General features: G+C 65.0%; 26 protein-coding genes. 14 read left to right on the top strand and 12 right to left on the bottom strand.

Annotation, left to right across the window (positions count from 1 at the left end; translation table 11 throughout):
• The first annotated feature begins 40 nt into the window (after positions 1–40).
• Positions 41–736: a JAB domain-containing protein gene (locus R5N89_RS10045; protein ID WP_244192015.1), complete on the top strand. Its 696-nt coding sequence runs from the start codon at positions 41–43 to the stop codon at positions 734–736.
• Between the two features lie 66 nt (positions 737–802).
• On the opposite strand, the gene R5N89_RS10040 is transcribed toward R5N89_RS10045, so the two are convergent.
• Positions 803–1,495, bottom strand: coding sequence for an HAD hydrolase-like protein (locus tag R5N89_RS10040; RefSeq protein ID WP_110566473.1), 693 nt, complete (start codon positions 1,493–1,495; stop codon positions 803–805).
• A gap of 83 nt (positions 1,496–1,578) precedes the next feature.
• On the opposite strand from R5N89_RS10040, the gene R5N89_RS10035 reads away from it, so the two are divergent.
• A complete protein-coding gene (locus R5N89_RS10035; protein ID WP_110566471.1) occupies positions 1,579–2,256 on the top strand; it encodes a RadC family protein in 678 nt (225 codons plus the stop codon).
• Positions 2,257–2,335: 79 nt separating this feature from the next.
• Here the strand turns inward: R5N89_RS10035 and R5N89_RS10030 are convergent, their stop codons facing one another.
• The 3 genes from R5N89_RS10030 to R5N89_RS10020 form a co-directional block, all read right to left on the bottom strand.
• Positions 2,336–3,481: a 5-(carboxyamino)imidazole ribonucleotide synthase gene (locus R5N89_RS10030; RefSeq protein WP_110566469.1), complete on the bottom strand. Its 1,146-nt coding sequence runs from the start codon at positions 3,479–3,481 to the stop codon at positions 2,336–2,338.
• Positions 3,478–3,936, bottom strand: coding sequence for a 5-(carboxyamino)imidazole ribonucleotide mutase (purE, locus tag R5N89_RS10025; protein WP_110566885.1), 459 nt, complete (start codon positions 3,934–3,936; stop codon positions 3,478–3,480). The genes R5N89_RS10030 and purE overlap by 4 nt, the downstream gene beginning before the upstream one ends.
• 67 nt (positions 3,937–4,003) lie before the next feature.
• Positions 4,004–4,204: a YdcH family protein gene (locus tag R5N89_RS10020; RefSeq protein WP_061272640.1), complete on the bottom strand. Its 201-nt coding sequence runs from the start codon at positions 4,202–4,204 to the stop codon at positions 4,004–4,006.
• A 159-nt stretch (positions 4,205–4,363) separates the two neighbouring features.
• On the opposite strand from R5N89_RS10020, the gene R5N89_RS10015 reads away from it, so the two are divergent.
• Positions 4,364–4,534: a YdcH family protein gene (locus R5N89_RS10015; protein WP_078526835.1), complete on the top strand. Its 171-nt coding sequence runs from the start codon at positions 4,364–4,366 to the stop codon at positions 4,532–4,534.
• Between the two features lie 49 nt (positions 4,535–4,583).
• On the opposite strand, the gene R5N89_RS10010 is transcribed toward R5N89_RS10015, so the two are convergent.
• The 3 genes from R5N89_RS10010 to rpmE form a co-directional block, all read right to left on the bottom strand.
• Positions 4,584–5,171, bottom strand: a complete 588-nt coding sequence (locus R5N89_RS10010; RefSeq protein ID WP_110566467.1) for a DUF1013 domain-containing protein — start codon at positions 5,169–5,171, stop codon at positions 4,584–4,586.
• A 297-nt stretch (positions 5,172–5,468) separates the two neighbouring features.
• On the bottom strand, positions 5,469–5,981 hold the full coding sequence (locus R5N89_RS10005) for an Hsp20 family protein (RefSeq protein ID WP_244192014.1): 513 nt from the start codon (positions 5,979–5,981) through the stop codon (positions 5,469–5,471).
• Positions 5,982–6,167: 186 nt separating this feature from the next.
• Positions 6,168–6,398: a 50S ribosomal protein L31 gene (gene rpmE / locus R5N89_RS10000; protein ID WP_061272648.1), complete on the bottom strand. Its 231-nt coding sequence runs from the start codon at positions 6,396–6,398 to the stop codon at positions 6,168–6,170.
• A gap of 248 nt (positions 6,399–6,646) precedes the next feature.
• Here rpmE and mscL point away from each other — a divergent pair, with 248 nt between their 5' ends.
• Together mscL and R5N89_RS09990 are read left to right on the top strand one after the other, a co-directional pair.
• On the top strand, positions 6,647–7,156 hold the full coding sequence (gene mscL, locus R5N89_RS09995) for a large conductance mechanosensitive channel protein MscL (protein ID WP_110566465.1): 510 nt from the start codon (positions 6,647–6,649) through the stop codon (positions 7,154–7,156).
• 198 nt (positions 7,157–7,354) lie between these two features.
• Positions 7,355–7,846: a hypothetical protein gene (locus R5N89_RS09990; RefSeq protein WP_265001312.1), complete on the top strand. Its 492-nt coding sequence runs from the start codon at positions 7,355–7,357 to the stop codon at positions 7,844–7,846.
• Between the two features lie 85 nt (positions 7,847–7,931).
• Here the strand turns inward: R5N89_RS09990 and secF are convergent, their stop codons facing one another.
• Positions 7,932–8,882 (bottom strand): protein translocase subunit SecF, encoded by a 951-nt coding sequence (gene secF, locus R5N89_RS09985; protein WP_110566883.1) that lies wholly within the window; start codon positions 8,880–8,882, stop codon positions 7,932–7,934.
• Between the two features lie 13 nt (positions 8,883–8,895).
• The gene (gene secD, locus R5N89_RS09980; protein ID WP_110566461.1) at positions 8,896–10,446 is read right to left on the bottom strand and encodes a protein translocase subunit SecD; all 1,551 of its coding nucleotides are present in this window, start codon (positions 10,444–10,446) and stop codon (positions 8,896–8,898) included.
• Positions 10,447–10,753: 307 nt separating this feature from the next.
• Here secD and R5N89_RS09975 point away from each other — a divergent pair, with 307 nt between their 5' ends.
• A complete protein-coding gene (locus tag R5N89_RS09975) occupies positions 10,754–11,755 on the top strand; it encodes a Gfo/Idh/MocA family protein (RefSeq protein WP_110566458.1) in 1,002 nt (333 codons plus the stop codon).
• Here the strand turns inward: R5N89_RS09975 and R5N89_RS09970 are convergent.
• From R5N89_RS09970 to R5N89_RS09960, 3 genes are all read right to left on the bottom strand, one after another.
• On the bottom strand, positions 11,743–13,569 hold the full coding sequence (locus tag R5N89_RS09970; protein ID WP_110566456.1) for an ABC-F family ATP-binding cassette domain-containing protein: 1,827 nt from the start codon (positions 13,567–13,569) through the stop codon (positions 11,743–11,745). The genes R5N89_RS09975 and R5N89_RS09970 overlap by 13 nt on opposite strands.
• Before the next feature lie 53 nt (positions 13,570–13,622).
• Positions 13,623–15,002 carry a trehalose-6-phosphate synthase gene (locus tag R5N89_RS09965; protein ID WP_110566454.1) on the bottom strand — a complete coding sequence of 460 codons (1,380 nt, stop codon included), beginning with the start codon at positions 15,000–15,002 and terminating at the stop codon, positions 13,623–13,625.
• Between the two features lie 125 nt (positions 15,003–15,127).
• A complete protein-coding gene (locus R5N89_RS09960; RefSeq protein ID WP_110566452.1) occupies positions 15,128–15,868 on the bottom strand; it encodes a response regulator in 741 nt (246 codons plus the stop codon).
• A 127-nt stretch (positions 15,869–15,995) separates the two neighbouring features.
• On the opposite strand from R5N89_RS09960, the gene R5N89_RS09955 reads away from it, so the two are divergent.
• The 8 genes from R5N89_RS09955 (at position 15,996) to R5N89_RS09920 (ending at position 23,831) form a co-directional block, all read left to right on the top strand.
• On the top strand, positions 15,996–16,487 hold the full coding sequence (locus R5N89_RS09955) for a sigma-70 family RNA polymerase sigma factor (protein WP_110566450.1): 492 nt from the start codon (positions 15,996–15,998) through the stop codon (positions 16,485–16,487).
• A gap of 104 nt (positions 16,488–16,591) precedes the next feature.
• Positions 16,592–17,164, top strand: coding sequence for a sigma-70 family RNA polymerase sigma factor (locus tag R5N89_RS09950; RefSeq protein ID WP_110566448.1), 573 nt, complete (start codon positions 16,592–16,594; stop codon positions 17,162–17,164).
• A 128-nt stretch (positions 17,165–17,292) separates the two neighbouring features.
• Positions 17,293–17,676, top strand: a complete 384-nt coding sequence (locus R5N89_RS09945) for a hypothetical protein (RefSeq protein WP_110566446.1) — start codon at positions 17,293–17,295, stop codon at positions 17,674–17,676.
• A gap of 152 nt (positions 17,677–17,828) precedes the next feature.
• Entirely contained in the window at positions 17,829–18,011 is a 183-nt protein-coding gene (locus R5N89_RS09940) for a hypothetical protein (RefSeq protein ID WP_110566881.1), read from the top strand.
• Positions 18,012–19,817, top strand: a complete 1,806-nt coding sequence (locus R5N89_RS09935; protein ID WP_110566444.1) for a sensor histidine kinase — start codon at positions 18,012–18,014, stop codon at positions 19,815–19,817.
• Between the two features lie 98 nt (positions 19,818–19,915).
• Positions 19,916–21,628 (top strand): thiol reductant ABC exporter subunit CydD, encoded by a 1,713-nt coding sequence (gene cydD, locus R5N89_RS09930; RefSeq protein ID WP_110566442.1) that lies wholly within the window; start codon positions 19,916–19,918, stop codon positions 21,626–21,628.
• Between the two features lie 29 nt (positions 21,629–21,657).
• A complete protein-coding gene (cydC, locus tag R5N89_RS09925; RefSeq protein WP_208624608.1) occupies positions 21,658–23,322 on the top strand; it encodes a thiol reductant ABC exporter subunit CydC in 1,665 nt (554 codons plus the stop codon).
• Between the two features lie 134 nt (positions 23,323–23,456).
• Positions 23,457–23,831, top strand: coding sequence for an OmpA family protein (locus R5N89_RS09920; protein ID WP_078526863.1), 375 nt, complete (start codon positions 23,457–23,459; stop codon positions 23,829–23,831).
• Positions 23,832–23,840 lie beyond the last annotated feature (9 nt).

The following is a 23,840-nucleotide window of genomic DNA, read 5'->3' as shown; positions in this document are numbered from 1 at the left end:
GGGTGGTGCGCACCAATGCTATCGGGCGAGGGGAGGGGACATGAAGGCAACAGAACCCGCAAAAACACCGGCGCGGGTCGGCCCCGGCGGCCACAGGGCGCGCATGCGCCAGCGCATTCGCGTGGCGGGCGCGCACTCGCTGGCCGATTATGAACTGCTGGAGGTGCTGCTGTTTGCATCAACCCCCCGGCGCGACACCAAGCCGCAGGCCAAGGCGCTGCTGGCTGAGTTTGGCAGCCTTGAGGCGGTGCTTGAGGCCACGCCCGCCGCCCTGCGGGCTGCGGGGCTTGGCCCGCGCGGGGTAGCGGTTGTCAGCGTGCCGGCGGAGGTGGCGCAGCGCCTGGCCCATGCCGACCTGCGCGGGCAGGTTGTCTTTACCGATATGGCGGTGCTGCTCGATTACTGCGACCGCCTGCCTGCCTGCGAGGCTGATGGCATGCGTCTGTTCTACCTTGATTCAGCCCGGCACATGCTGGCCGATGAGGTCGTGCCCGCAGGCCCCGCGCCCGAACAGTGCCGCGCGGTTCTGGCCCGCGCGCTGGAACTGCATGCGGTCTCGCTCATTGCGGTGCGCGATATGGGCCAGAATGCGCCACCACCGCCAGAAAACCTGCCCGAACTACGCTTTTTGCGCATGCTGCACGCGCATGCCCGCCTGCTTGGCCTGATGTTTCAGGACTGTCTGGTGCGCGGAGCGGGGCAGGTGGTGAGCATGCGGGCGCTGATGGAACGCTGAAAGCGGAGAACAGGTATTTTTGGGCACCGCCTTTTTTCAGCAAGGCGGCATTGACGGATAACCCGTTCAGCTATGGGGATGCGCCTCGGCTGCCGCGAATTGCTGGCGGATGGCCGCAAGCAGTTCGGAGGGCTGACTGACCAGCGCATCCGCACCTGCCAGCACCAGTTCCTCGCGCGTGCCGTAGCCCCACAGCACACCCAGCGCGCGCACATGATTGGCATGCGCGCCGCTGATGTCGAAGCGGCGGTCGCCGATCATCAGCGCATCCTCGCGGTTGACCGCGTATTCACGCAGCACGGCGGCGATCAGTTCGGGCTTTTCGGCCCCGCTTTCATCCTCGCGCGCGCCGGACAGGCCATCAAAATACTGCACGAGGCCACGCATATGCAGGATCTTGCGCGCCAGGTAGCGCGGCTTGGAGGTGGCCACGAACAGCCGCACGCCTTCGGCCGAGAGGGTCTCGATCACCTCGCGCATATGCTCGAACACCGGGCTCTTGTGCATGCCGCCCGACTCGTAGTGCTTGCGATACAGCGCCATTGCCTCGTGCACCCGGTCATCGCCATAATGGGCAAGGATGTGGCCGATCAGTTCCTCAAGCGGCGGGCCGACCACCCAGGTCAGGTCCATCGACAGGTCAGGCTCATGCCCGAGGTCGCGCAGCACGGCATGGATGGATTCGACAATGCCATCGCGCGAGCGGATGATGGTGCCGTCGAGGTCAAAAAGTACGGTATGGGACTGATGAAGACGCATGCAGGTTCATAACCTCCTTATTTTGTCGCCATCATGCACCATGGCGGCGCGTTCTGTCCTGCAATTGTTGGAGAAGGGCCGTTTTGTCCGATCCTGAGCGACCACCCGTCCCCGCATCGGTGCCTCTGGGCGGCAGCACCATCAGCCGCGCGCAGGACCATGCCTTCCTGCATCGCCTCATCCGCACGCTTGATGCGGCGCATCCCGCCCCCGACCGGCTGGCCGCCAGCCTTCTGGCGCGTTTTGGCTCGGCGGGCATGGCGCTTTCGGCGCATGTGGGCGGGCTTGATGAAGTAGCGGGGCGCGGAACCCTCGTGCCGCCGCTGCTCGCAGTGGCGCGTGAGGCGGCGCTACGGCTGTATCGGGGCCGGGTGCGGCGCACGGATGTGCTTGCGGGGCGCAAGGGGCTGGAGGCCTACCTGCAGGCCTGCATGGGCCATGAGGTGATCGAACAGTTCCGGGTGCTGTTTCTCGATGGGCAATGCCGCCTGCTGGCCGATGACCTGATGGGCACCGGCACGGTCAACCATTCTCCCGTCTATCCGCGCGAGATCATGCGGCGCGCCCTTCAGCTTGGTGCCAAAAAGCTGGTGCTGGCCCATAACCACCCCGCAGGCCGCCCCGAGCCATCGGGCGCCGATATCGAGATGACCATGCGCATTGCCCAGATCGGCAAGCTGATGGGCGTTGTGGTGCATGACCATATTATCGTGGGTAACGGGCGTAGCCATAGCTTTCGCGCCATGGGGCTGATTACCTGAGAGGCTGCCTGAAAGGCAGATTGGTGAAGCCTGTTAAAAAAGGCGACACCCGGCAGCCTTGAGCATTTTTCAGGCTGACCTAGCCGGTCGCGTCCGCAGGGGTCGCGAGCGGACCAAGTGCTGCTTCAACGCCGAACTCACCGGGCAGGCTGCCAAGCGGAAAGATCACGTTCACATGCCCCATTTTGCGCCCCGGCCGGGCCTCGGCCTTGCCGTAGTGGTGGGCCAGAAGGTGCGGGGTGGCCATGATTTCAGGCCACAGCGCCATGTCATCCGGGCCGATCAGGTTTTTCATGACCGCGTCGCTATGGCGGGTGGCGGGCGGCAGCTTCAGGCCGGTTACGGCGCGCACATGCATTTCGAACTGGTCCACCGGGCAGGCATTCATGGTCCAGTGGGCTGAATTATGCGGTCGGGGCGCGATCTCGTTCACGCGCAGGCTGCCATCGTGGTCCACGAACATTTCCACGCCCAGCAGGCCGACAAGGCCGAGGGCCGCGGCAATGCGCCGGGCCAGGTCATGGGCCTGCGCCGCCAGATCAGGGCTGATGCGGGCCGGGGCCAGGCTGATGTCGAGAATGCCATTGCGGTGGCGGTTCTCGGTCACGTCAAAGGTGCTGATCTCGCCGTGTTCGTTGCGCGCCACCATCACGCTCACCTCGCAGGCGAAGCGGATCATGCCCTCGGCCACCAGCGGATGAGGGCGGAGCGTATCGAATGCGGGGTCCAGATCGGCGGCGCTGTGAATGCGGGCCTGCCCCTTGCCGTCATAGCCCAGCCGCGTGGTCTTGAGGATGAAGGGATAGCCCAGCACTTCCGCTGCGCGGTCAAGGTCGGCCCGGCTTTCCACCGCGTGCCAGGGGGCGACGGGAATGCCGTGTTCGCCCATGAAGGTTTTCTCGGCAATGCGGTCCTGGCTGATACGCAGGATGGCGCCCGCCGGGTGAACCGGACGCAGGCTCGAGAGCAGGTCGAGCCCGTCGGCGCTGATGTTCTCGAACTCGAAGGTAATGACATCTACCGCATTGGCAAAACGGCGCAGGGCGTCGTGGTCATCATATTTGCCAAGGGTCACGGCATGCGCCACCTGGGCCGCCGGGCCATCGGCCTCGGTGGTCAGGATATGGGCGCGGTAGCCAAGGCGGGCCGCGGCGATGGCGGACATGCGGCCAAGCTGGCCACCGCCCACAATGCCCAGAACGGAACCGGGGGGCAGTATGCTCATCGGGTCGGCTCATCCGCCACGGCGGCTGTCTGGGCGGCGCGCCATGCCGCCAGCCGCGTGCCAAGCGCCGGGTCGGACAGGGCGAGGATGGCAGATGCCATCAGCGCGGCATTGGTGGCCCCGGCCTTGCCAATGGCCAGCGTGCCCACGGGGACGCCGCCGGGCATCTGCACGATGGAAAGCAGGCTGTCCATGCCCTTGAGCGCGTGCGATTCGACCGGAACCCCCAGCACCGGCAGCGCCGTCCATGCCGCGCACATGCCCGGCAGGTGGGCCGCCCCGCCCGCGCCCGCGATAATGACCGAAAGACCGCGCCCCTGGGCTGATTTGGCGTATTCGGCCAGACGGTCTGGCGTGCGGTGGGCGGAGACGATGCGCACTTCATGCGCAACTTCAAGCTTTTCCAGCACGGCGATGGCGTGGCGCATGGTTTCCCAGTCGGACTGGCTGCCCATGATGATCCCCACGCGGGGGGAGGCGGAAGAGGGGTGGCTCACGGTTTGAAATACTCTCGTCAGGTCGTCAGGCAATGCTGTCGGGGATCAGGCGGCTTTCCAGCCAGGTGATCTCGTCCTTGAGCAGCAGCTTGCGCTTTTTCAGCCGTTGCAGCTGCAACTGGTCCGATATCTGCAGGGCCATGCGGCTTATGACCGTATCAAGGTCACGATGTTCGCTGCGCAGTTCATGCAGCTTGCGAAGGAGGGTCTCGCGATCTGTCAGCATGGCGGCTCATCTGTTCGGTGGGCAGGGGCCTAGTCTAAGCATATCCGCGCCAAAAGGCGAAATGCGCACCCTGCCCTACGGTCTGCAATTTTAGCATGGAATTTGCCTGCGCGTCTGGTCTAGCCTGATCGGGTCGTAGCAATGACGCTGGAGGGTTCCATGTCGTATGAAGCGCGTATCAACAGCCTCAAAACTCGCCATGCGCGGCTTGATGCCCGCATTTTTGATGAAGACCGCAGGCCGCTGCCCGATGAAGGCGCGATCAGGCGGCTCAAGCTGGAAAAACTGCGCGTAAAGGAAGAAATCGAGCGACTGGCCAGGCTGGGCTGAAAAAAAGCCCTGCTTCCGCCCGGTGGCTCATGCCGCCGGGCGATCAGGCTTACAGTGAGTGCTCGGCGTCGTCGTCAAGTTCGAGCGGCGGGGGCACGGCCTGGCCTTCACGCGCAAGGCGCTCATTGGCGGCGGCAACCATGGCGTTGAGGTCGGTCTGGCTGCACAGGCCCAGCGTGACGGGATCACGCGGCTTGATGTTGGGGCTGTTCCAGTGCTGCTTGCTGCGCACTTTCTCGATTGTGTCCTTGGTGGTGCCCAGGAGCTTGCTGGTCTGCTGCTCGGACAGCTGCGGGAAGTTGCGCAGGATGAACGCAATCGCATCCGGGCGGTCGTTGCGCTTGGCCACCGGCGTATAGCGCGCGCCCTTCGAGCGGCGGTTGATCGGGTTGGCGGGCGGCAGGATCTTGAGGCGCGACTCAGGGTCCTTTTCGCAGCGGTCGATTTCAGCCTGGGTCAGCTGGTGGTTGGCAATCGGGTCATAGCCCACGATTCCCTGCGCCACTTCGCCATCGGCGATGGCCTGCACCTCAAGGGGGTGCATTCCACAGAACTCGGCAATCTGGGTAAAGGTCAGCGCCGTCTTTTCAATAAGCCACACGGCGGTTGCCTTGGGCATCAGGGGCAGGGCAGTCATTGTCACTCAGGTCCTACAGCGTGTGGCGCCACACGCAGGCACCTGAAAGGGTGTTTGAAACGGCTCCATCCCGAAGCGGGAGCCGTGCGTACCTGCTGGCGCGCCAGAAACGGAAAACACTCGTGGAAGTGATATGAAGGTTGAGGGCGCCAAAGGTCAAGACTTCAATCCGCCCGCGCCGGATGTTTCGCATCCATCAGCCTGAAGTTTGCAAATACGGCCACCAGCCGGGCAGGCTCCCGCGCCATGTAAAAAAGGGGCGCGCCAGATGGCCCGCCCCGTCATTCATGACCCTGTTCAGGCCGCGCAGCCACAGGCGGCGGGCTGTGCCGTCATGGCAGGCGCTGCAACGGAGTCTGGCGCAGGCTGTGCGCCTTCCATGCCCATGACCTGCCCCGACGAGATGGGGATGCGGCGCGGCTTGAGCGCTTCGGGCACGATCTGGCGCACGGCAATGCGCAGCATGCCGTTGGTCATGTCCGCCTTTTCCACTACCACGTGGTCGGCCAACACGAAGCGGCGCTCGAACGCACGGGTTGCGATGCCGCGATGGAGCATCTCGCGGTCCTGCGTGTTTTCCGCCACGCGACCGGCCACGATCAGCGTGTTGTCCTGCACGGTCAGCTCGATGTCATCGGCGCCGAAGCCTGCCACCGCCATGGTCAGGACGTAGCGGGCATCGGACAGTTTTTCGATATTATAGGGCGGATAGGACGGGCTGACCGGATTCTGGGCCGCCGTATCGACAAGCTGTGCCAGCCGGTCAAACCCGATTGCGCTGCGAAACAGCGGTGCGAAATCATAAGCCATGTTCAAAACCTCCATGAAGCAAGGTCTGCGGGTGGGCGGCCCCTCGGTCGAGCGAGCCGCGCTGTAGGGAATATGCGAACCCGCTCGGGCGTTCGCATGGTCCAGACATGGGAATGCCCGGTCCCCCGTTCAAGGGACCGGGCATTGCCGGTAACCGCAGTGTATGTTCGGTGGAGGTGAGGGTTATCAGCCCTTCTTGCGCTGGCCCAGCGCGCCGAACTTCTTGTTGAACTTGGCGACCTGGCCCCCGGTGTCCATCATGCGCTGCACGCCGGTCCACGCCGGGTGTGACTTGGTGTCGATGTCGAGGCGGAGCGTGTCGCCCGGCTTGCCGTAGCAGGAGCGGGTCTTGTACTCGGTGCCATCGGTCATGATGACATTGATCTCGTGGTAGTCGGGGTGGATGCCGGATTTCATTTCAAACAACTTTCGCGCTGGGCCCACCGATGCCGACCGGGGGCGTATGTTCGGCTGGCCTATAGACGAGATGGGCGCCCGAGATCAACACCCGATGGCAAGAAAACCCGCGCCTTTAGTGGGCAGGCGGGTGTTACCGCGTTGCATCAGGGGGGCGGAATGGCAAAAAAGCGGGCTTGATGCAGTCGTCACGCGCGTCCGATGTTGCTAGGAGTGAATCTCTTCTGAGAAATAAAGGATTGGCGTTAATGGCGAAACTGCCGGATCACGTGCCTGAGCTGCACGTCAAGGATATTCATGTACCCGGCTGGCTGGGTGAATTCCGTAACTTCCTCATGCGTGGCAACGTGGTTGACCTCGCTGTCGGTGTTATCGTCGGTGCGGCTTTCACCGCCATCGTGAACAGCCTGGTGAAGGATATCTTCACCCCCATCCTTGGCCTGCTCATTGGCGGCATCGACTTCACCAACCTGTTCGTGACCCTGCGCGGCCCGCATCTGGCCACGCTGGCCGATGCCCAGAAGGCCGGGGCCGTAACCCTGAACGTGGGCCTGTTCCTCAACGCCGTGATCCAGTTCGTCATCATCGGCTTCGTGATTTTCTGGGTGGTCAAGGCCATCAACCGCCTGAGCGCGAAGAAAGAAGCCGAGAAGCCCACAACGCCGCCCGCGCCCCCGCGCAGCGAAGTGCTGCTGCAGGACATTCTCGACGTACTCAAGACCGAAGCCGCCCAGAAGGGCGAGGCTCCCAAGGCCTGAGCGCACGCCCCGGGCGCAGCGTAAGGAACGGGCACCCTGTTATGGGTGCCCGTTTTTTTGTGTCCGTGCGCACCCTTGTGCCCGCTGGCCTGCGTGCCCACTATTGCAGGCGCAGGTTGATCGGATGCGGCGTTTGTGTAACCCGATGGCCATAACCTGACCGCCTGGCCTGGCCACGGCGTGGGGCATGCACTGTGCATGACAGAATTTTCACAGCCGTTACAGGGTTGGCGCTACATGATTGATATCCGACGACATGTCCGTTCCGGCATGCTGCTTGTAGCGGCAGCCGGCCTGCTTGCGGGCTGCCATGGCCCGCAGCGCCCGGACATGGCGCGTCTGCCCGGCCCGGCACAGGATTACCTGCTGGTCTCGACCTATTTCATGGCCGAGGGCAGCCTTGTCAGCCGCCTGCAGGATGGCGGCCTGTCGGGGCAGCAGGTGTATGACATGGCGGCCTCGCTCAAATACGGCAAGCACACGATCATGACCGTGCTGCAGAAGCCCTCGCGCCGCGCGCGCCGCGATGGCAGGCAGGCCGTGGCGCTGATGGTGGCATGCGCCAACCAGCCTGACCCCTCCACGTTGCATGGCGTGGCGCCCCCACGCTGCATTCCTGGCGCGCCGCTCATGCCGGTCAATGCAAACGGGCAGGTCGTGCCGCCATCGGCCGGGCCTGCCCCCAGATAATCAAAAAAAGAATGCCGCCTTTTTAAAAAAGGCGGCACCCGGAAACGTTTAATCTTTGTGGATTTTAGGGGCTTACACTCGCCTCTCAGGAGCGCGCGGGCGGTCGTGCATCCCGGCGCAGGCGCTTCTCGCCCATCAGCAGCAGCAGGGGCGCTGCGATGAAGATGGACGAGGACGTGCCCACCACGATCCCGAACAGCATCACCCACGCAAAGCCGGACAGGCTGGCCCCGCCAAACAGCGCCAGCGGCAGGGCGGCAAGGAACACGGTGCACGACGTGCCCAGCGTGCGGCTCAGCGTTTCGTTGATCGACAGGTCAATCAGTTCGGCCAGCGGCATGGTGCGGTATTTGCGCAGGTTCTCGCGCACGCGGTCATACACCACCACCTTGTCGTTGGTGGAATAGCCCAGAATGGTCAGGATGGCGGCCACCATCACCAGATCGAACTCGAAATGCGTAATGACCAGAAAGCCGATGGCCTTGGTCAGGTCCAGCACCAGCGTCACCACCGCGCTGACCGCGAACTCCCATTCAAAACGGAACCAGATATAGGCCAGGATCATCAGCAGGCTGATGCCCAGCGCCAGCATGCCGTTGCGGAACAGTTCCTTCGACACCGAGGCCCCCACCGCATCAGCCCGCAACACCTGGGCTCCGGGCAGGGTGGCGATGGCATGGCGCACGGAGTCGACCATGGCCTGCGTGCGGGCCTCGTGGTCGGGTTCGCTGTCTGGCGGGGTGTCGAGGCGGATCAGCACATCGTCCGGGCCGCCAAAGGACTGCACCCCCGCAGCCGAGACATGCTGGGCAGCAAGGGCCGTGCGGATGACGTTGAAATCAGCCGGCCCCTGCGTGCGGGCCTCGACCACGATGCCGCCCCGGAAATCCAGCCCCAGCGTCAGCCCGGGGTGGAAGAACAGGATCAGCGAGGCGATGGACAGCACGGCGGACGTGGCCAGCCCGATGAAGCGCCCGCGCATGAAGTTGATTTTCGTGCCACGCGGCACGAACCGGAGAAGGGGACGATCAAACATCATTCGGCGCGCCTCAGACCGGCAGGGTGCTGGGGCGTGTGCGGGCATACCAGCGCACCATCAGCATCCGGGATAGGAGAAGGGTGGTAAACAGGGTCGTCACGATACCGATCGTGATGGTGAGCGCGAAGCCGCGCACCGGCCCTGTTCCGAAAACGAACAGCATCACATGGGCCAGCAGCGCGGTGGCGTTACTGTCCACGATGGTGGCTGTGGCGCGCTCGAAGCCTGCCTGCATGGCCTGCAGGGCGCTGCGGCCACGGGCCACTTCCTCGCGGATGCGCTCGTTGATGAGGATGTTGGCATCCACCGCCATGCCCAGGGTCAGCAGCATGCCCGCCATGCCCGGCAGGGTCAGCGTGGCCTCGAACAGCGAGAGGATGGCGCTCATCAGCACCAGGTTGGCCAGCAGGGCGATGTTGGCGTACCAGCCAAACCGGCCATAGAACAGCGCCATGAACGCGATCACGAGCACGAAACCAGCCGCAAGGCTGTAGCCGCCAGCGCGGATCGAATCAGCGCCGAGCGACGGGCCGATGGAGCGCTGCTCGATCACGTTGAGCGGGGCGGGCAGGGCGCCCGCGCGCAGCAGCAGGGCGATGTCGGTGGCCTGCTGGGCGGAAAAGCCGCCGGTAATCTGCCCGTTGCCGCCGGTAATGGCGCTGCGGATGACCGGGGCCTCGATCACCTTGTTATCGAGCACGATGGCGAAGCGCTTGCCAATATTGGCGCGGGTGACATCGCCAAATTCCTGCGCGCCGGTCGAATCGAATGTGAAGTTCACCGCCCATTCGCCGCTCTGCTGGTCGATCGAGGCGCTGGCGTTGGTCAGGTCAGCGCCATCCACGTCCACGTGTGAAAAGACCGGCAGCGTGCCCTGTCCCTCGCTCATGGGCAGCATTTCCACGCCTGCGGGCGGCACGGCTGAGCCAATGGCGGAATCGGCCACAAGATGGAAGGTCATCTTCGCCGTGGTGCCAAGCAGGTTTTTCACCCGCTCGGGGTCGCTGATGCCGGGCAGCTCCACAATGATCCGGTCTTCGCCCTGGCGGGTGATCTCGGGGTCGATGGCGCCGGTGGCGTCAATGCGGCGGCGCACGATCTCGATGGACTGGGTCACGGCATCATAGGCGCGCTGGCGGGCCGCATCGGCCGCGAGCGTGATGGCGATCTGGCCGCCTTCGCCCTGTTCCACCTTGAACTCGCCCGGCGCGTTCATCGGCATGGCGCGCAGCACCTTGAGGTCGGGCTGCGTCTCGTCGGGCGTGCGGGGCGTGAAGGTTACGGCATGGGCGCCGGTGGCGAGATTGCGGTAGCCCAGCCCGGCCTTGAGCAGGGTCTGGCGCGTTTCATCCTGCAGGCCGCGCAGCCTGTCGGCGGTAACGCTGGCCATGTCCACCTGCAGAAGCAGGTATGAGCCACCACGCAGGTCAAGGCCCAGATGGATCTGGCGCCAGGGCAGGGAGGGACTGGGCTGGCGGATGAAATTGGGCAGGCACAGCGCCAGCCCGATCAGACATACGCCAATGACCGAAGCCATTCTGAGCCGACTGTAATACATCATGACTTGATGGAAAGCTCCCTGCGCCCGGCTGAGCCGGTTCACTTGCCCGGCATGGTCAATGTGTCGTGTGCACGTAAAATCAGTGCGGGAACATGCCGCCCCACGCCCGATGATGCAACCGCTGATGCGCGGAGCGCCTGCCCGGCGTTGCCGTTTTGCCGCATTGGCGGGGAGAAGCGGGCAGGGCAGGGGCTGGGCTACCGGCGTGCTGGCTGCTAATCCGGCAGGGGGGCTGTTTCAAAAGCGTGGTCGCATGGGCCCGCTTCTGAAACGGTCCTGAAAGAACAATACGCAGGGAAGGCAGGATATGGCGCAGGCAGCACGGCGGTTACGCATCGGCATTGTGGGGGCAGGGCATTTTGGCCGCTTTCACGCGCTCAAGGTGCTGTCTGGCGCGCGGGAGGAACTCGTGGGCATCCATGATCCCGATGCCGCGCGGGCGCGCAAGGTAGCTGATGAGGCCGGTGGCGTGCCGGTGCTGTCCTACCCCGACCTGTTGGCCTGTTCCGACGCGATCATCGTGGCCGCCCCTGCCGAATATCATTTCGACCTTGCCCGAACAGCACTCATGGCAGGGAAGCATGTGCTGGTGGAAAAACCCATGGCCGCGACGCTGGAGCAGGCCGATGAGCTGATGCATCTGGCGCGGAAGCACGACGTGGTGCTTCAGGTTGGCCATCTGCTGCGCTATTCCGCCGAGCACCGGGCCATTACCGAGCGCATCACCCGCCCGCTCTATATCGAGGCGACCCGCATCGCGCCCTACAAGCCGCGCGGCACGGATGTATCGGTCATTCTTGACCTCATGATCCATGACCTCGACCTGGTGCTGGCCATCGTGGACAGCCCGATCGAAAGCGTGGATGCGCTGGGGGCGGCGGTGAGTTCACCGTTCGAGGATATTGCCAATGCCCGCGTGCGTTTTGAAAATGGCTGTGTCGCCACGATTGCTGCCAGCCGCATCTCGCTCAAGACCGAGCGGCGCATGCGCGTGTTCTCGCAGGAAGGCTATCTCTCCGCCGATTTCATGAAGCGCGAACTGACCATGATCGGGCGCGAGCGTGGCCTGCCGCTGCCGGGCACAGGCGGCTTCCGCCGCGAATCGGTCACGTGGCGCGACCATGACACGCTGGCCGCCGAACACGCGGCCTTTGCCGCATCCTGCCTTGATGGCGCGAAAGTGCTGGTGGATGGTGCGGCAGGCCGCCGGGCGCTGGCGGCAGCCCTTGCGGTAACACAGGGCATTGCCGCAACACGGGTGCGGATGGAGGCCTCGGGGCTGATCATTCCCCCCGTTCAGGGGGACTGAAGCGTCTCGCGCAGCATTTCGAGTTCCAGCCAGCGTTCCTCGGCGGCCGTCAGGTCGGTCTGCGCTTTTTCCAGTGCCGCGGTGGCGGTGGTGAAGGCTGCCGGGTCGCGGGCATAAAGCCCGCCATCGCTCAGGATTGCGCGCAGGCGCCCGATTTCCGCCTCGAGTGCCGCCATCTGCTTCGGCAGCTGCTCAAGCGCATGCTTGTCCTTGTAGGTCATCTTGCGCGCGGGCTGGCGGGGCGAGGCGGTGGGCTTGACATCGGGCTGGGCGGGAGCGGCCTCACTGCGCTCGGCGCGGGGGCGGGCGGCGAGGGTGGCATCCTGTCGCTGGGCCAGCATGTCGCTGTAGCCACCGGCATATTCCACCCATTTGCCACCCCCTTCGGCCATCAGGATGGAGGAGGCGACCCGGTCGAGGAAGTCACGGTCGTGGCTTACGAGCAGCACCGTGCCGGAATAGGCGGCCAGCATCTCCTGCAGCAGGTCGAGCGTTTCAAGGTCAAGGTCGTTGGTCGGTTCGTCAAGCACCAGCAGGTTCGAAGGGCGTGCCAGCGCGCAGGCCAGCATCAGCCGCCCGCGCTCACCGCCTGACAGCACGCCCACCGGGGTGCGCGCCTGCTCGGGGCGGAACAGGAAGTCCTTCATGTAGCCAATGACATGGCGCTTCTCGTCGCCCACCTGCACCATGTCGCCACCGCCGCCGGTCAGCGTATCGGCCAAAGTGGCCCTGGGGTCGAGCGTGCGGCGCTGCTGGTCCAGTGTCACGACCGACAGCGCGCTGCCGATGCTGATCGTGCCCGAATCCGGCTGGTCCTGCCCGGTGAGCAGGCGCAGCAGCGTACTCTTGCCCGCGCCGTTTGCCCCCACGATGCCCAGCCGGTCGCGGCGCAGCACGCGCAGGTCGAGGTGGCTGACCACGGGGTGGGCGGGGTCATAGGCGCGGCAGACATCCTCGGCCACGGCGACGAGCTTGCCCGACAGGTCGCTCTCGCGGGCTTCCATCTTCAGCCCGCCCTGCGGGCGGATGGCGGTGCGGCGCTGGTTGCGCAGTTCGGCCAGTTCGGCCACGCGGCGCACGTTGCGCTTGCGGCGTGCGGTCACGCCGTAGCGCATCCAGTCTTCCTCCCGCGCGATCTGGCGGTCGAGCTTGTGGCTGTCGCGCTCTTCCTGCTCAAGCACCTCCTCGCGCCAGGTCTCGAAGCGGGCAAAGCCCTGGTCGAGCCTGCGGGTCACGCCACGGTCGAGCCACACCACCGAGCGCGATAGTGTCTCGAGCAGGCGGCGGTCATGGCTGATGATGACCATGGCCGATGAGAGTGAAAGCAGTTCACGCTCCAGCCATTCAATGGTGGGCATGTCGAGGTGGTTGGTCGGCTCATCGAGCAGGAGCAGGTCCGGCTCGGGGGCCAGCGCGCGGGCGAGTGCGCAGCGGCGCGCTTCCCCGCCCGAGAGCGTGGCCGGGTCTTCCGTGCCATTCAGGCCGAGTTCGTTCAGCAGCAGTTCGGCGCGGTATTCCGGGTCGTTCGGCCCCATGCCCGCACGCACGTAATCCAGCGTGGTGGCAAAGCCCGACAGGTCGGGTTCCTGCGGCAGGTAGCGCACCGTGGTGCCGGGCTGGAGGAACACCGTGCCGTCATCGGCCTGGATCTCGCCCGCCGCAATGCGCAGCAGGGTGGACTTGCCGCAGCCATTGCGCCCGACAAGGCAGAGCCGCTCGCCGGGGCCGATGCCAAACCCCGCGCCATCAAGCAGCGGCGCGCCGCCAAGGGTCAGGGTAATATCCTGGAGGAGGAGAAGGGGAGGAGGAGCCATACCCGCTTATGTCGCCTCTGGCGGGCCTGGCGCAAGGTCCGTGTGGGCAACCCCTATTTGCGCGCCGTGCTTTCCAGCAGCTTGAGGAAGGAAAGCCCCCAGCCCAGCGCGGTGCGGTTGGCGATGGCGTTCCAGCAGGCCTGCCAGCGTTCACGCTTTTCGGGTGCAGGCATGGCCAGCGCGCGCTCGAGCGCATCGGCCATGCCATCATGGTCGAGCGGGTTGACCAGCAGGGCGGCATCAAGCTGGTTGGCCGCCCCCGCCAGCCGCGACAGGATGAGCACGCCGGGGTTTTCGGGGTCCTGGGCTGCGATGAATTCCTTGGCCACGAGGTTCATGCCATCGCGCAGCGGGGTGATGTAGCCGATATCGGCCAGCCGCATGTAGCCCGCCACCGTGGGGCGCGGGCTGCCACGGGTGAGGAAGCGCAGCGGCGTCCAGTCCGCCTGGCCGCGATGGGCGTTGAGCTTGCCGATCTGGTGCTCGAGCTTCTTGCGCAGCGCCTTGTAGGAGGCCACCTCGGTGCGGCTTTCGGCCGCGATCTGCAAAAAGGTGACCTGCCGCTCGCGCTTGGGGTAGGTCTCGAGCATGCGCTCGTAGCCTGCCAGCCGGTGGTCCAGCCCCTTGGTGGGGTCCATGCGGTCCACGCCAAAGATCAGCTTGCGCCCCGCCAGCGAGCCTGAAAGGCGCCTGAGATCCTGCGAATCGGCGGCCGTGGCGGCCACGCGGGCAAAGGCCTGCGGGTCGATCTCGACGGGAAAGGTGCCCACCCGCACCGTATGCCCCTCGAACACCAGCGTGTCCTCGACTGTATGGATCGCGCCGGCGGTGCGGGTTGCGGCGAAAATGAAGTTGGCGGTGTCATCCGCAGTCTGGAAGCCCAGCAGGTCCGCCTTGAGCAGGTCGCGCAGGAACGTGCCGCCATCAGGCGCCGTGGCCAGCATGTCGGGCGCGGGGAAGGGGGTGTGCAGGAAGAAGCCGATGGGCTGGCGCACCCCGTTGCGGCGCAGCAGGGCGGGCAGCGGCAGCAGGTGGTAGTCGTGAATCCAGATGATGTCATCAGGCCGCAGCAGGGGCAGCAGGTTCTCGCAGAAGCGCTGGTTGACCGACCAGTAGGTTTCAAGCTCACGGCGCTCGAAGTGGATGTGCTCGGGCAGCGAGTGCATGAGCGGCCACAGCGTGGCGTTGGAAAAGCCGGTGTAATAATTGCGGTGCTCGGCTGGCGTGAGGCCGATGGTGGCGTATTCCACCCCTTCCGCCTGCTGGTGTTCAGGTGGCAGGTGGGCGGCATCGGGGTGGCAGGTGCCGTTCCAGCCGAACCACATGCCGCCCTGGCGGGCCAGCAGGTCCTTGAGTACCACCGCAAGGCCGCCTGGCCGCAGCCCCTCCTTGGGAACGGGAACGCGATTGGAGACGATGACCAGCCGTTTCATTCTGCCCTCTCTTCACTCAGCTGTCGCATGGCGGCCCAGCTTTGTCCGGCAGCACGACAGGGGCAGCATACACATCTAACCGGACAGGGGGATGCCGGTTGCACCGGGACAGGCATGCGGCTTTGTCAGTTCAGCGGCACGCCGCCCGATACGGCCTGATAGGTGGAGACCGCCAGCGTCAGTGGTTCGAACGGCTTGGTGATGACAAAGGCAGGCTCGATCGTATCACCCGTGAGCAGTCGCTCGGGGTAGGCGGTGACGAAGATGATCGGAATATCCTGGTGCTGCAATATGGCCGAGACGGCCTTCATCCCGTCGCCGCCATCACCAAGGTTGATGTCGGCCAGGATCAGGCCGGGCCGGGTCTCGCGCGCAAGGCGCACGGCCTCTTCCTCGCTGCTGGCAACGCCGGCAATGGTGTGGCCGCACTGGCGCACCAGTTCCTCGATATCCATCGCGATGATCGGTTCATCCTCGATGATCAGCACGCTGGTCTGGGCGCATGACCGCAGGCGGGCATGGGCATCCTCCAGCATGGCGGCGGCCTGCGGCTGGGCAATGGCCAGCACGCGGGCGGCGTCATTCACGCTGAGTTCCTCGAGCGAGGTGAGCAGGAGCAGCTTGCGTGCCAGCGGCGGCATGCCGCCCGCCTTTGCATCCTGCGCGCCGTGCTGGGCATGGTGGCGCGAGATCCATTGGTAAAGGCGTAGCCTCGGTGGCAGGGTGGGGTCATCCACCGCCATGAGTTCGCGCAGGCTTTCGGCCACCAGAAGGTCGCCGCTTGACTGGCTGCCACATAATGCACGGGCGTAACGCCGGGCATAGGGCAGGGCGCGAAGCAGGTCTTGACGCCGTGATAGCGGCATGAGGCATTCATCTCTCCAGATAAACTGTTACACTCCGGATCATGACAGCGTTAGACTGTGCTGCAAGAGTTGAAGAGTAAACAAACTGGAATCCAGAATACCATCCGATCCGTCACGGGTCACGCACTTGCGTGGGGAGATCCTGTCTCTCCTGCCACAATTGCGTGGTTTTGCCCGCTTCCTGACCGGCCAGCCCGCGGCGGCGGATGATCTGGTGCAGGAAACAGTGCTGCGCGCGCTCGGCGCGCTCGAGCAGTTCACGCCGGGCACCAGCATGAAGGCGTGGCTTTATACCATCGCGCGCAACCTGTTTTACGAGCAGGCGCGAAAAGGCAGGCGCGAGCGTGACGTGATGTCGGATTACGCCTGTCGCCCCGACCAGGCCGAAAGTGGCGCCAGCGCGGGCGAGGCCGATGCGCTGCGCGACCTCAACGGCGCGATCTGGCAGCTCACCCCCCGCCTGCGCGAGGCGCTGGTGCTGGTGGGCGTGCAGGAGATGACTTACGCCGAGGCCGCCCATGTGTGCGGCGTGACGGTGGGCACGCTCAAGGCCCGCGTATCACGCGCGCGCGTACAGATCATGGAATACATGCAGGCGGGCGCCGGGGGCGAAGGCTGAGGGAACCACCGCGCGGTGCTCGCGTTTTCGTTACATGAAAAATGTAACCTTTCCTCTCTCCCGTTCATTGCACCGGCATGAACGACGAAACAGGGGAGATGAAAATGACCAGCAGCTTTCATGACCAGATGATTGCAATCCTGCCCCGACTGCGTGTGCAGGCCCTGTCGCTCACGCGCAACCGCGCGGCAGCCGATGATCTGGTGCAGGATGCCGTGTGCAATGCCCTGGCCGCCCAGCACAGCTTTACGCCGGGCACCAATTTCTCGGCATGGATGCACCGCATCCTGCGCAACCGCTTCATTTCCGACCTGCGCAAGAAGCGCGAGACCGGCAATATCGACGATGTGCCCGCATCGAGCATGGCTGGCAGCGGCGCGCATGAAGAGCGCCTGATGGTCAAGGAACTGGCCGAAGCCATGAACCGCCTGCCCGCCGACCAGCGCGAGGCGCTGGTGCTCGTGGTGATGCAGGGCATGAGCTATGACGAGCTTGCCGCCGCCACCAGCTGCGCCGTGGGCACCGCCAAGAGCCGCGTGTTCCGTGCCCGCCGCCAGCTCGCCACGTGGCTGTATGGTGAAGAGCGCGATATCTCCACCGTTGAACTGCGCGGAGCCGTGGAGCGCCTGCGCTCGCGCACGCAGGCCCGTGTCGCTACGGCAACGGCATCGGCCTGATACGGGAATTCCTACTTTGAATTGTGACGTGAATATGGCACTGACAATGGCAACACCGCTGGTATCCCGGCGTTTACAGGGGAAGAGCGTGCTGGCGTAGCCAGCGGTTGTATGGGGGTAGGTGACATATGCACGAGCATCAGCAGTATATATTCGGTCTCTTCAGGGCGCACTGGTGGTACGAGCGCCCTGGCTACCTGGCGGCCCTGCTTTTCAGCATGTTGATCGTGTGGCTTCTGTCATCATACCTGCTGAACATGGCCGTTACCCAGATCACCGCAACCGGTGAAGACGAGGGCAAGAAGAAAAAGGACGATGACGCGAAGACGTTCTTCGAGTGGATTCTCTCTGGTGTTGCCTTTGTTTACGAGCATGGCCTCGCATATTTCTTGATGTTTCTTCTCATGGGGGCCATCGGTCCGTTTGTTCTTGTCATACCGTTTGTTCTGCTGGCGGTTTCCCGTTACTGGCGGCAGAAAGACGACAGGGCGGCTGCTCTTGGTGCGGACTGAGGCGTGCCTTAACATATCGGAATGAAAACGGCTCCATCCCTGGGGTCAGCAGCATGGCAGGCGGTTATGCCTGAAGGAAAAGCGAGATATATTTTCCAATGAAACCGCCCGGGCATGCCGCTACGAACGGGAATTTACTTCGGGATAATGCGATGGCTCTGAAGGACAGGTGTCCTCCCAGGCAACCAGGAAAGAAGTCCACAGGCAAATCGGATGATGCGTTCGAGCTATGGTTGAGGCGAGGGCTGCACCAGTTGTTCGATGATGTGACCAAAGAGCCTGTTCCCGAGGAACTGCTGCGTCTTATTGAGGAAGACCGGAAGCGGACAAAATAGATGTCCCTTCCACCTTCCTCCGGTCGGGGCGGCAGGCACGGGCGCCATCGCAGCCTGTTTACGCGGGTCGGGCGAGTGTTCGACGCCGTGCGTGGCCGGATGATGGCGATCATCCTGCTTGCGGCCATGCCCATCGCCCTGATCGGGGCCGTGCAGGCATGGCATAGCTATCACAATACCCTCGAGGCGCCGGGCTACCGCACCGATATGGCCGTGGCGCGCATCGATCTTGAACTGCGCCATGAATCCGAGCATGTCGCCTCGCTGCTGCAGGCCGTGGCGCGCATGCGGCTCGATAGCGGCGGGCTTGCGCGGATGCTGCAGCTTGTCGATTCCCTGACCGGGCGGCATTACAGCCAGATCGCGCTGGCCGATGACCGGGGCAATATCGCCGCCGCCGTCGGCCCCGACCATGACGCGACACCCCTGACCGTTGACGAGATGCCCCGCTTTCAGGGTGACGTGAAGCTTGTGGCCATACCTGATGCGCTGACGGGCGTGCCCGATCATTTCCGCATCACGGTTGCGGCCATGATTGGCGATGATGCCGGGCGTACGGCCCGGTCGGGCTACCTTACGGCCATCATGCCGCTGTCATGGCGCAGCGCCATGCTCCAGACCAGCGACCCCCGGCTTGACCTGATGCAGCAGAACGGCCCGATCGAGATCTGGGTCATGGACAGCCGTGCCCGCGCCACCATGCCGCTATGCGCGGATTGCAACTGGCAGGACCACCCACCGGCGCGGATCATGCAGTGGGCGCGCTTCGAGGTCACGCATGGCGTGGAGCACGACCACATCACCCTGCCGGAAGGCTCGTATTCCATCGGGCGGGTGCAGGGGGGCGTGTATGTGCTCACCATGACGCGGCGCAACGCCAGCGAGCGGCATGCGGTGGTCATGTTCGCCATCTCGCTCGTCTCCAGCGGGGTGCTGCTGCTCGTGGGGCTTCTGGGGGCCTCGAAAAGTGCGGATGTGCTGGTCATAACGCCCCTGCGCCAGCTTACGGCCTCGGTCAATCAATGGCAGCTTGGCGGCGTGTATGACGTGCGTTCGAACTGGGCCATGCCGCTTGAAGTCAGGCAGCTGGCCCATGCCTTCAGCAAGGCCACGCGCAGGCTGGCGCGCCATGAAAAGCGCCTTGAACGCGCGCAGGTGCGCCAGGAGCTGCTGCTCAAGGAGATGCACCACCGCGTCAAGAACAACCTGCAGATCGTGGCCTCCCTGCTCAACCTGCAGGCGGGGCGCATCCGCCAGCCCGGGGCGCGCGAGGAATTTGCCCAGGCGCGTGACCGCGTGCGCGCGCTGGCGACCCTGCACCGCTACCTGTATGCCGATGGCGAGCTGTACAGCCTGAACATGCAGAGCTTCGTGCGTGAACTGTGTGGCCAGATCATACATGCCATTGGTGAAGCCGATGAAGCGCGCATCACGCTTGATATCCGCGTCGATGACCTGCTGATGGTGCCCGATCAGGCCGTGCCGCTGGCCCTGATCGTGACCGAGGCGGTCAGCAACACCATCAAATACGCCTTCCCCGATCAGTTGCACGGCACGCTGGAAGTGGGGCTGCGCGCGCTTGATGGCGGGCGGGCGTGCCTGTGGATTGCCGATAACGGCGTGGGCATGGCGGCGGGCCGCAACCTTGGGGGCGCGGAAGATGAGCGCAGCGGAATCGGCATGCAGCTGATCCGCGGCTTTGCGCGGCAACTGGGCGGCACGTTGCAGATGTTCGAGGAAAACGGCACCCGCTATGTGCTTGTTTTTCCGTTAAAGCGGCCCGATCAGGACGAACTGGCCGACTGAATACATGCAAAAATGCATGGCAGAGTTATCTCACGGGCAGTTTATGGCGGCGCATGATGGCTGTCCCTGTGTCGTGTCATTCGGTATAGGGAGCGGTCATGAACGATGACAAGACAGTGATGAAGGCGTGGACCCGGGCACAGTCGCGCCTGGGGCGCAGGCAGGCCATGCCTGTCGTGTTGCTGGGTCTGGCCATATCCGCCATCGCCGTGGGGCAGGTGTGGTGCATCGCCACCGTGCTGGCCTGCGTGCTGGTGCCCGGTGGCATGCCGGTCGTTGCGTGGCCGCTGGCCGGGCTGGCCGGGCTGGCGGTAGCGCGCGCGGGGTTGCAGGCGGGGTCTGACACCCTGGCCGCGCGGGCGGGCATGAAAGGCCGCGCCCGGCTGCGTAATGGCGTGATCGAGGCCATCATGCGTGGCGGGCCGGGCCTTTTGCGCCAGCACCACACGGGTGAGCTGACCGCGCTGGCCGTTGACCGGATCGAGGCGCTGGACGGGTTCTTCGCCCGCTGGCTGCCCGCTTCCGTGCTGTGGGTGGCGGCACCGCTTGTTATTGGCGTGCTCGCGGCGTTCGTGCAGCCGGGCTCGGCGCTGATCATGGCCGTGTGCGGCATGGCCGTGCCGTTTGGCCAGGCGCTGTTCGGCATCGGGGCGGCCGTGGCCTCACGCAACCAGTTTCTGGCCATGACCCGCCTGCAGGCCCGCTTTCTCGACCGGGTGCGCGGCATCGCCACCATTGTCCTGTCCGGTCGCACGGAGGATGAAACCCGCAAGCTTGCCGCTGCGGCCGAGGAGTTGCGCCTGCGCACCATGAAGGTGCTGCGCGTGGCCTTCCTGTCTTCCGCCTCCATCGACTGCGCCATGGTTGTGGCCCTCGTGCTCATCGCCCTGCGCAACGGCGCCCACCTGATGGACCTGCATGAGCAGGGCGTGCCTGCCGCCATCATGGCAGGGCAGGTCGCGCGCGGGCTGTTCGTGGTGCTGGTGGTGCCGGAATTCTTTGCGCCCTTCCGCAGTCTTGCCCTGGCCTATCAGGACCGGGCCCATGCCTCGGGTGCGGCGGGCGCGATGCGCATCCTGCCCGATGCCACGCCCGCGCGGGTTGGCGGGCAGGCGGTGTGCGACATGACGGGGGGTGTCGCGGTCGCTTTCGAGCATGTCAGCTTCGCATGGGATGCGGCACGCGGCATGGCGGTTGATGATGTTTCCTTCAACGTGCCCGCGGGCCAGACGCTGCTGCTGTGCGGTGCATCGGGTTCGGGCAAGTCCACCATCATCGAACTGCTGCTCGGCTTCATCCAGCCCGCCAGCGGGCGCATTACGTTCAACGGCGTGGACATGACCACGCTGGCGCCTGAAGCGCTGGTGGCCATGACCTCGTGGATCGGGCAGAAGCCGGTGCTGTTTGCGGGCACGCTGCGCGAGAACATCCTGTTTGCCCGCCCCCATGCAACACCCGAACAGTTGCAAGCGGCCGTTGTGGCGGCAGCGGCCGAGGATTTCGTGGCCAGCCTGCCCCACGGGCTTGATACCTTTATTGGCGAGGGAGGCTTTGGCCTGTCTGGCGGGCAGGCGCAGCGTGTGGCGATCGCCCGCGCCTTCCTCAAGGATGCGCCGCTTGTGGTGCTTGATGAGCCAACCGCGCATCTTGACCCCGATACCGAGGCCGATGTGTTTGAAAGCCTGCGCCGCCTTGCCGCCCGGCGCACCGTCATCCTGGCGACCCATTCCAGTGCTGTAACGGGCTTTGACGGCCAGCGGATTGACCTGGCGCAGGGCCATGTCGTGACCAGTGGGGAGAAAGTATCGTGAAATCCTCACAGACAAGGGAACTGAACCGCATGGCCCGGCGCGAGGGCGTGCTCGCCCCCGTGGGCCGCATCCTGCAGATCTGGCAGCGTCGTGCGCCGCTGCTCACGGCGGGGGCGCTGCTGTCGCTGCTGGCCCTGATCATCGGCCTTGTGCTGATGCGCGAGGCCGGCATCCGCGTCGCGGCCATGACCATGGGCATGATCGTGGTCACCACCGGGGCGCTGCGCATCTTTGGCAGTGCGCGGGTGATCCTGCGCTATGCGGAGCGGCTGGTCACGCATGATGCCATGTTCCGCGCGCTGGCGGATGTGCGGGTGTGGTTCTTCCGCCACCTTGCGCGCGGGGCGGCGGCGGGGCTTGGCTTCCGCCGCGCGGGCGATCTGCTCTCGCGCCTCGTATCGGATGTCGAGACGCTGGACGGGCTTTACCTGCGCATCATCATTCCGCTGGCGGGGGCGTGCCTTGTGCTGCCGTTCCTGTTCATTGCCATCAACATGGTCAGTTCCGTTCTGGCCATGGTGGTGTGTGCGCTGTTCGCCTGCGGGGCGTTCGTGCTGCCGCTGTGCGCCGCCATGCTGGGGCGGCGCGAAGGTGGAGTGGTCAACCATGAGGCCGCGCAGTTGCGCGTGGGCGTGCTCGACATGGTGGGTGGCCTGCGTGAAATCGCGACCTTCGGTGCGGAGGGGCGCATGCTCGACCATGTGCGCGACCGGGATGCCGCCCTTTGCCGCGCGCAGATGAAGCAGGCCCGTATGCTGGCGCTTGCTGGCGCTGCCTCCTATCTGTGCGGGCAGGCGGCGGTTGTTGCGGTTCTGGCCGCGGCCCTTGGGCTGGGTATGCCGCGCATTGCCCCGCTGCCTGCCGCCGCCGTGCTGTTCCTCACGGTTGCGGCCTTCGAGAGCATTGGCGGGCTGACGCGCGCGGGCGCGCTGGCGGGCAACATCACCCGTGCCGCCGCCCGCGTGGTGGCGGTGGGCGACCTGCCCGGGCATGCGCCGCCTGAAGGCACGCAACCCGCGCCCGAAGGCACCGATATCCGCTTCGAGCAGGTTTCCTTCCGTTGGGATGAGGCCCGCGCGCCCGTGCTCGATCATCTTGACCTGAGCATTCCCGCAGGGCAGCGCATTGCGGTCATGGGGCCATCGGGGGCGGGCAAGTCCACGCTGGCGGCGCTGCTGCTCAAGGTGGTGGGGCCGCAGGCGGGGCGCATTACGCTGGGGGGCGAGGATATCGCCACCATCCGCGACGAGGCGCTGCGCGGGCGGATTGCGTGGCTGTCACAGGCGACGCATCTGTTTACCGATACGATTCGCGCCAACCTGCTGCTTGGCCGCCCCGATGCCACCGAGGCCGACCTGTGGGCAGCACTCGAGCAGGCCCGCGTGGCCGATGTGGTGCGCGACCTGCCTGATGGGCTGGATAGCTGGCTGGGTGAAGGGGGGGCGAGCGTGTCCGGCGGGCAGGGGCGACGGCTGGCGCTGGCCCGCGTGCTGCTGTCGCGCGCGCCGATCCTGATTCTGGATGAACCGGCCACCGGGCTTGATGCCCAGACCGAGCGTGAATTCCTGCTCACCCTCAATGACGTGACGCAGGGGCGCACGGTCATTTTGATCGTGCATCGGCTGACGGGTGTGGAAAAGCTGGATCAGGCATGGCGTATCGTGGGTGGCAAAACTGTGGCCGCTACGGCATGAAGGGGCGGTCATGCCCGCCGAAAGGATTGACGTGCCCCGCCCCAGCGGGCACGAAGTAGCGGAAAACCGGATCGGACACACCTCAAGGCTGGGCGCGGTCCGTCATGCATATCTGAAACGGGAGTAACTCCATCATGCGTCGCCTGTCCCTTCTTCTTGGTCTTGGTCTGCTGACAGGATGCGCTGGTGGCCATCCGGGCAAATATGTCGTGTTCTTCACCCCCAATTCGGCCCAGCTTGATGCTCCGGCCCAGACCGTGATCTCGCAGGCGGCCCAGCGCGCGGTGGCGCACAACGCCAAGGTGCGCGTTGAAGGCTATGCCGCTGCCAGCCATGACCTGTCGGCCGATGAGCTGCTGGCCATTGACCGCGCCAAGATCGTGGCCCGCCAGCTTGCGGTTGACGGCGTGGATGCAGGCCATATCAGCCAGCAGCCGCGTGGCCCGATGAACAATGAGGACGGTGCGCTGGCCTCGCGCCGGGTCGAGATCGAGGTTGGCGGACGCTGAGCGAAGGCC

It is taken from the genome of Komagataeibacter sucrofermentans DSM 15973 (genome assembly GCF_040581405.1).
GTDB classification, from domain to species: Bacteria; Pseudomonadota; Alphaproteobacteria; order Acetobacterales; family Acetobacteraceae; genus Komagataeibacter; species Komagataeibacter sucrofermentans.
This window is presented reverse-complemented; position numbering and strand designations above follow the sequence as displayed.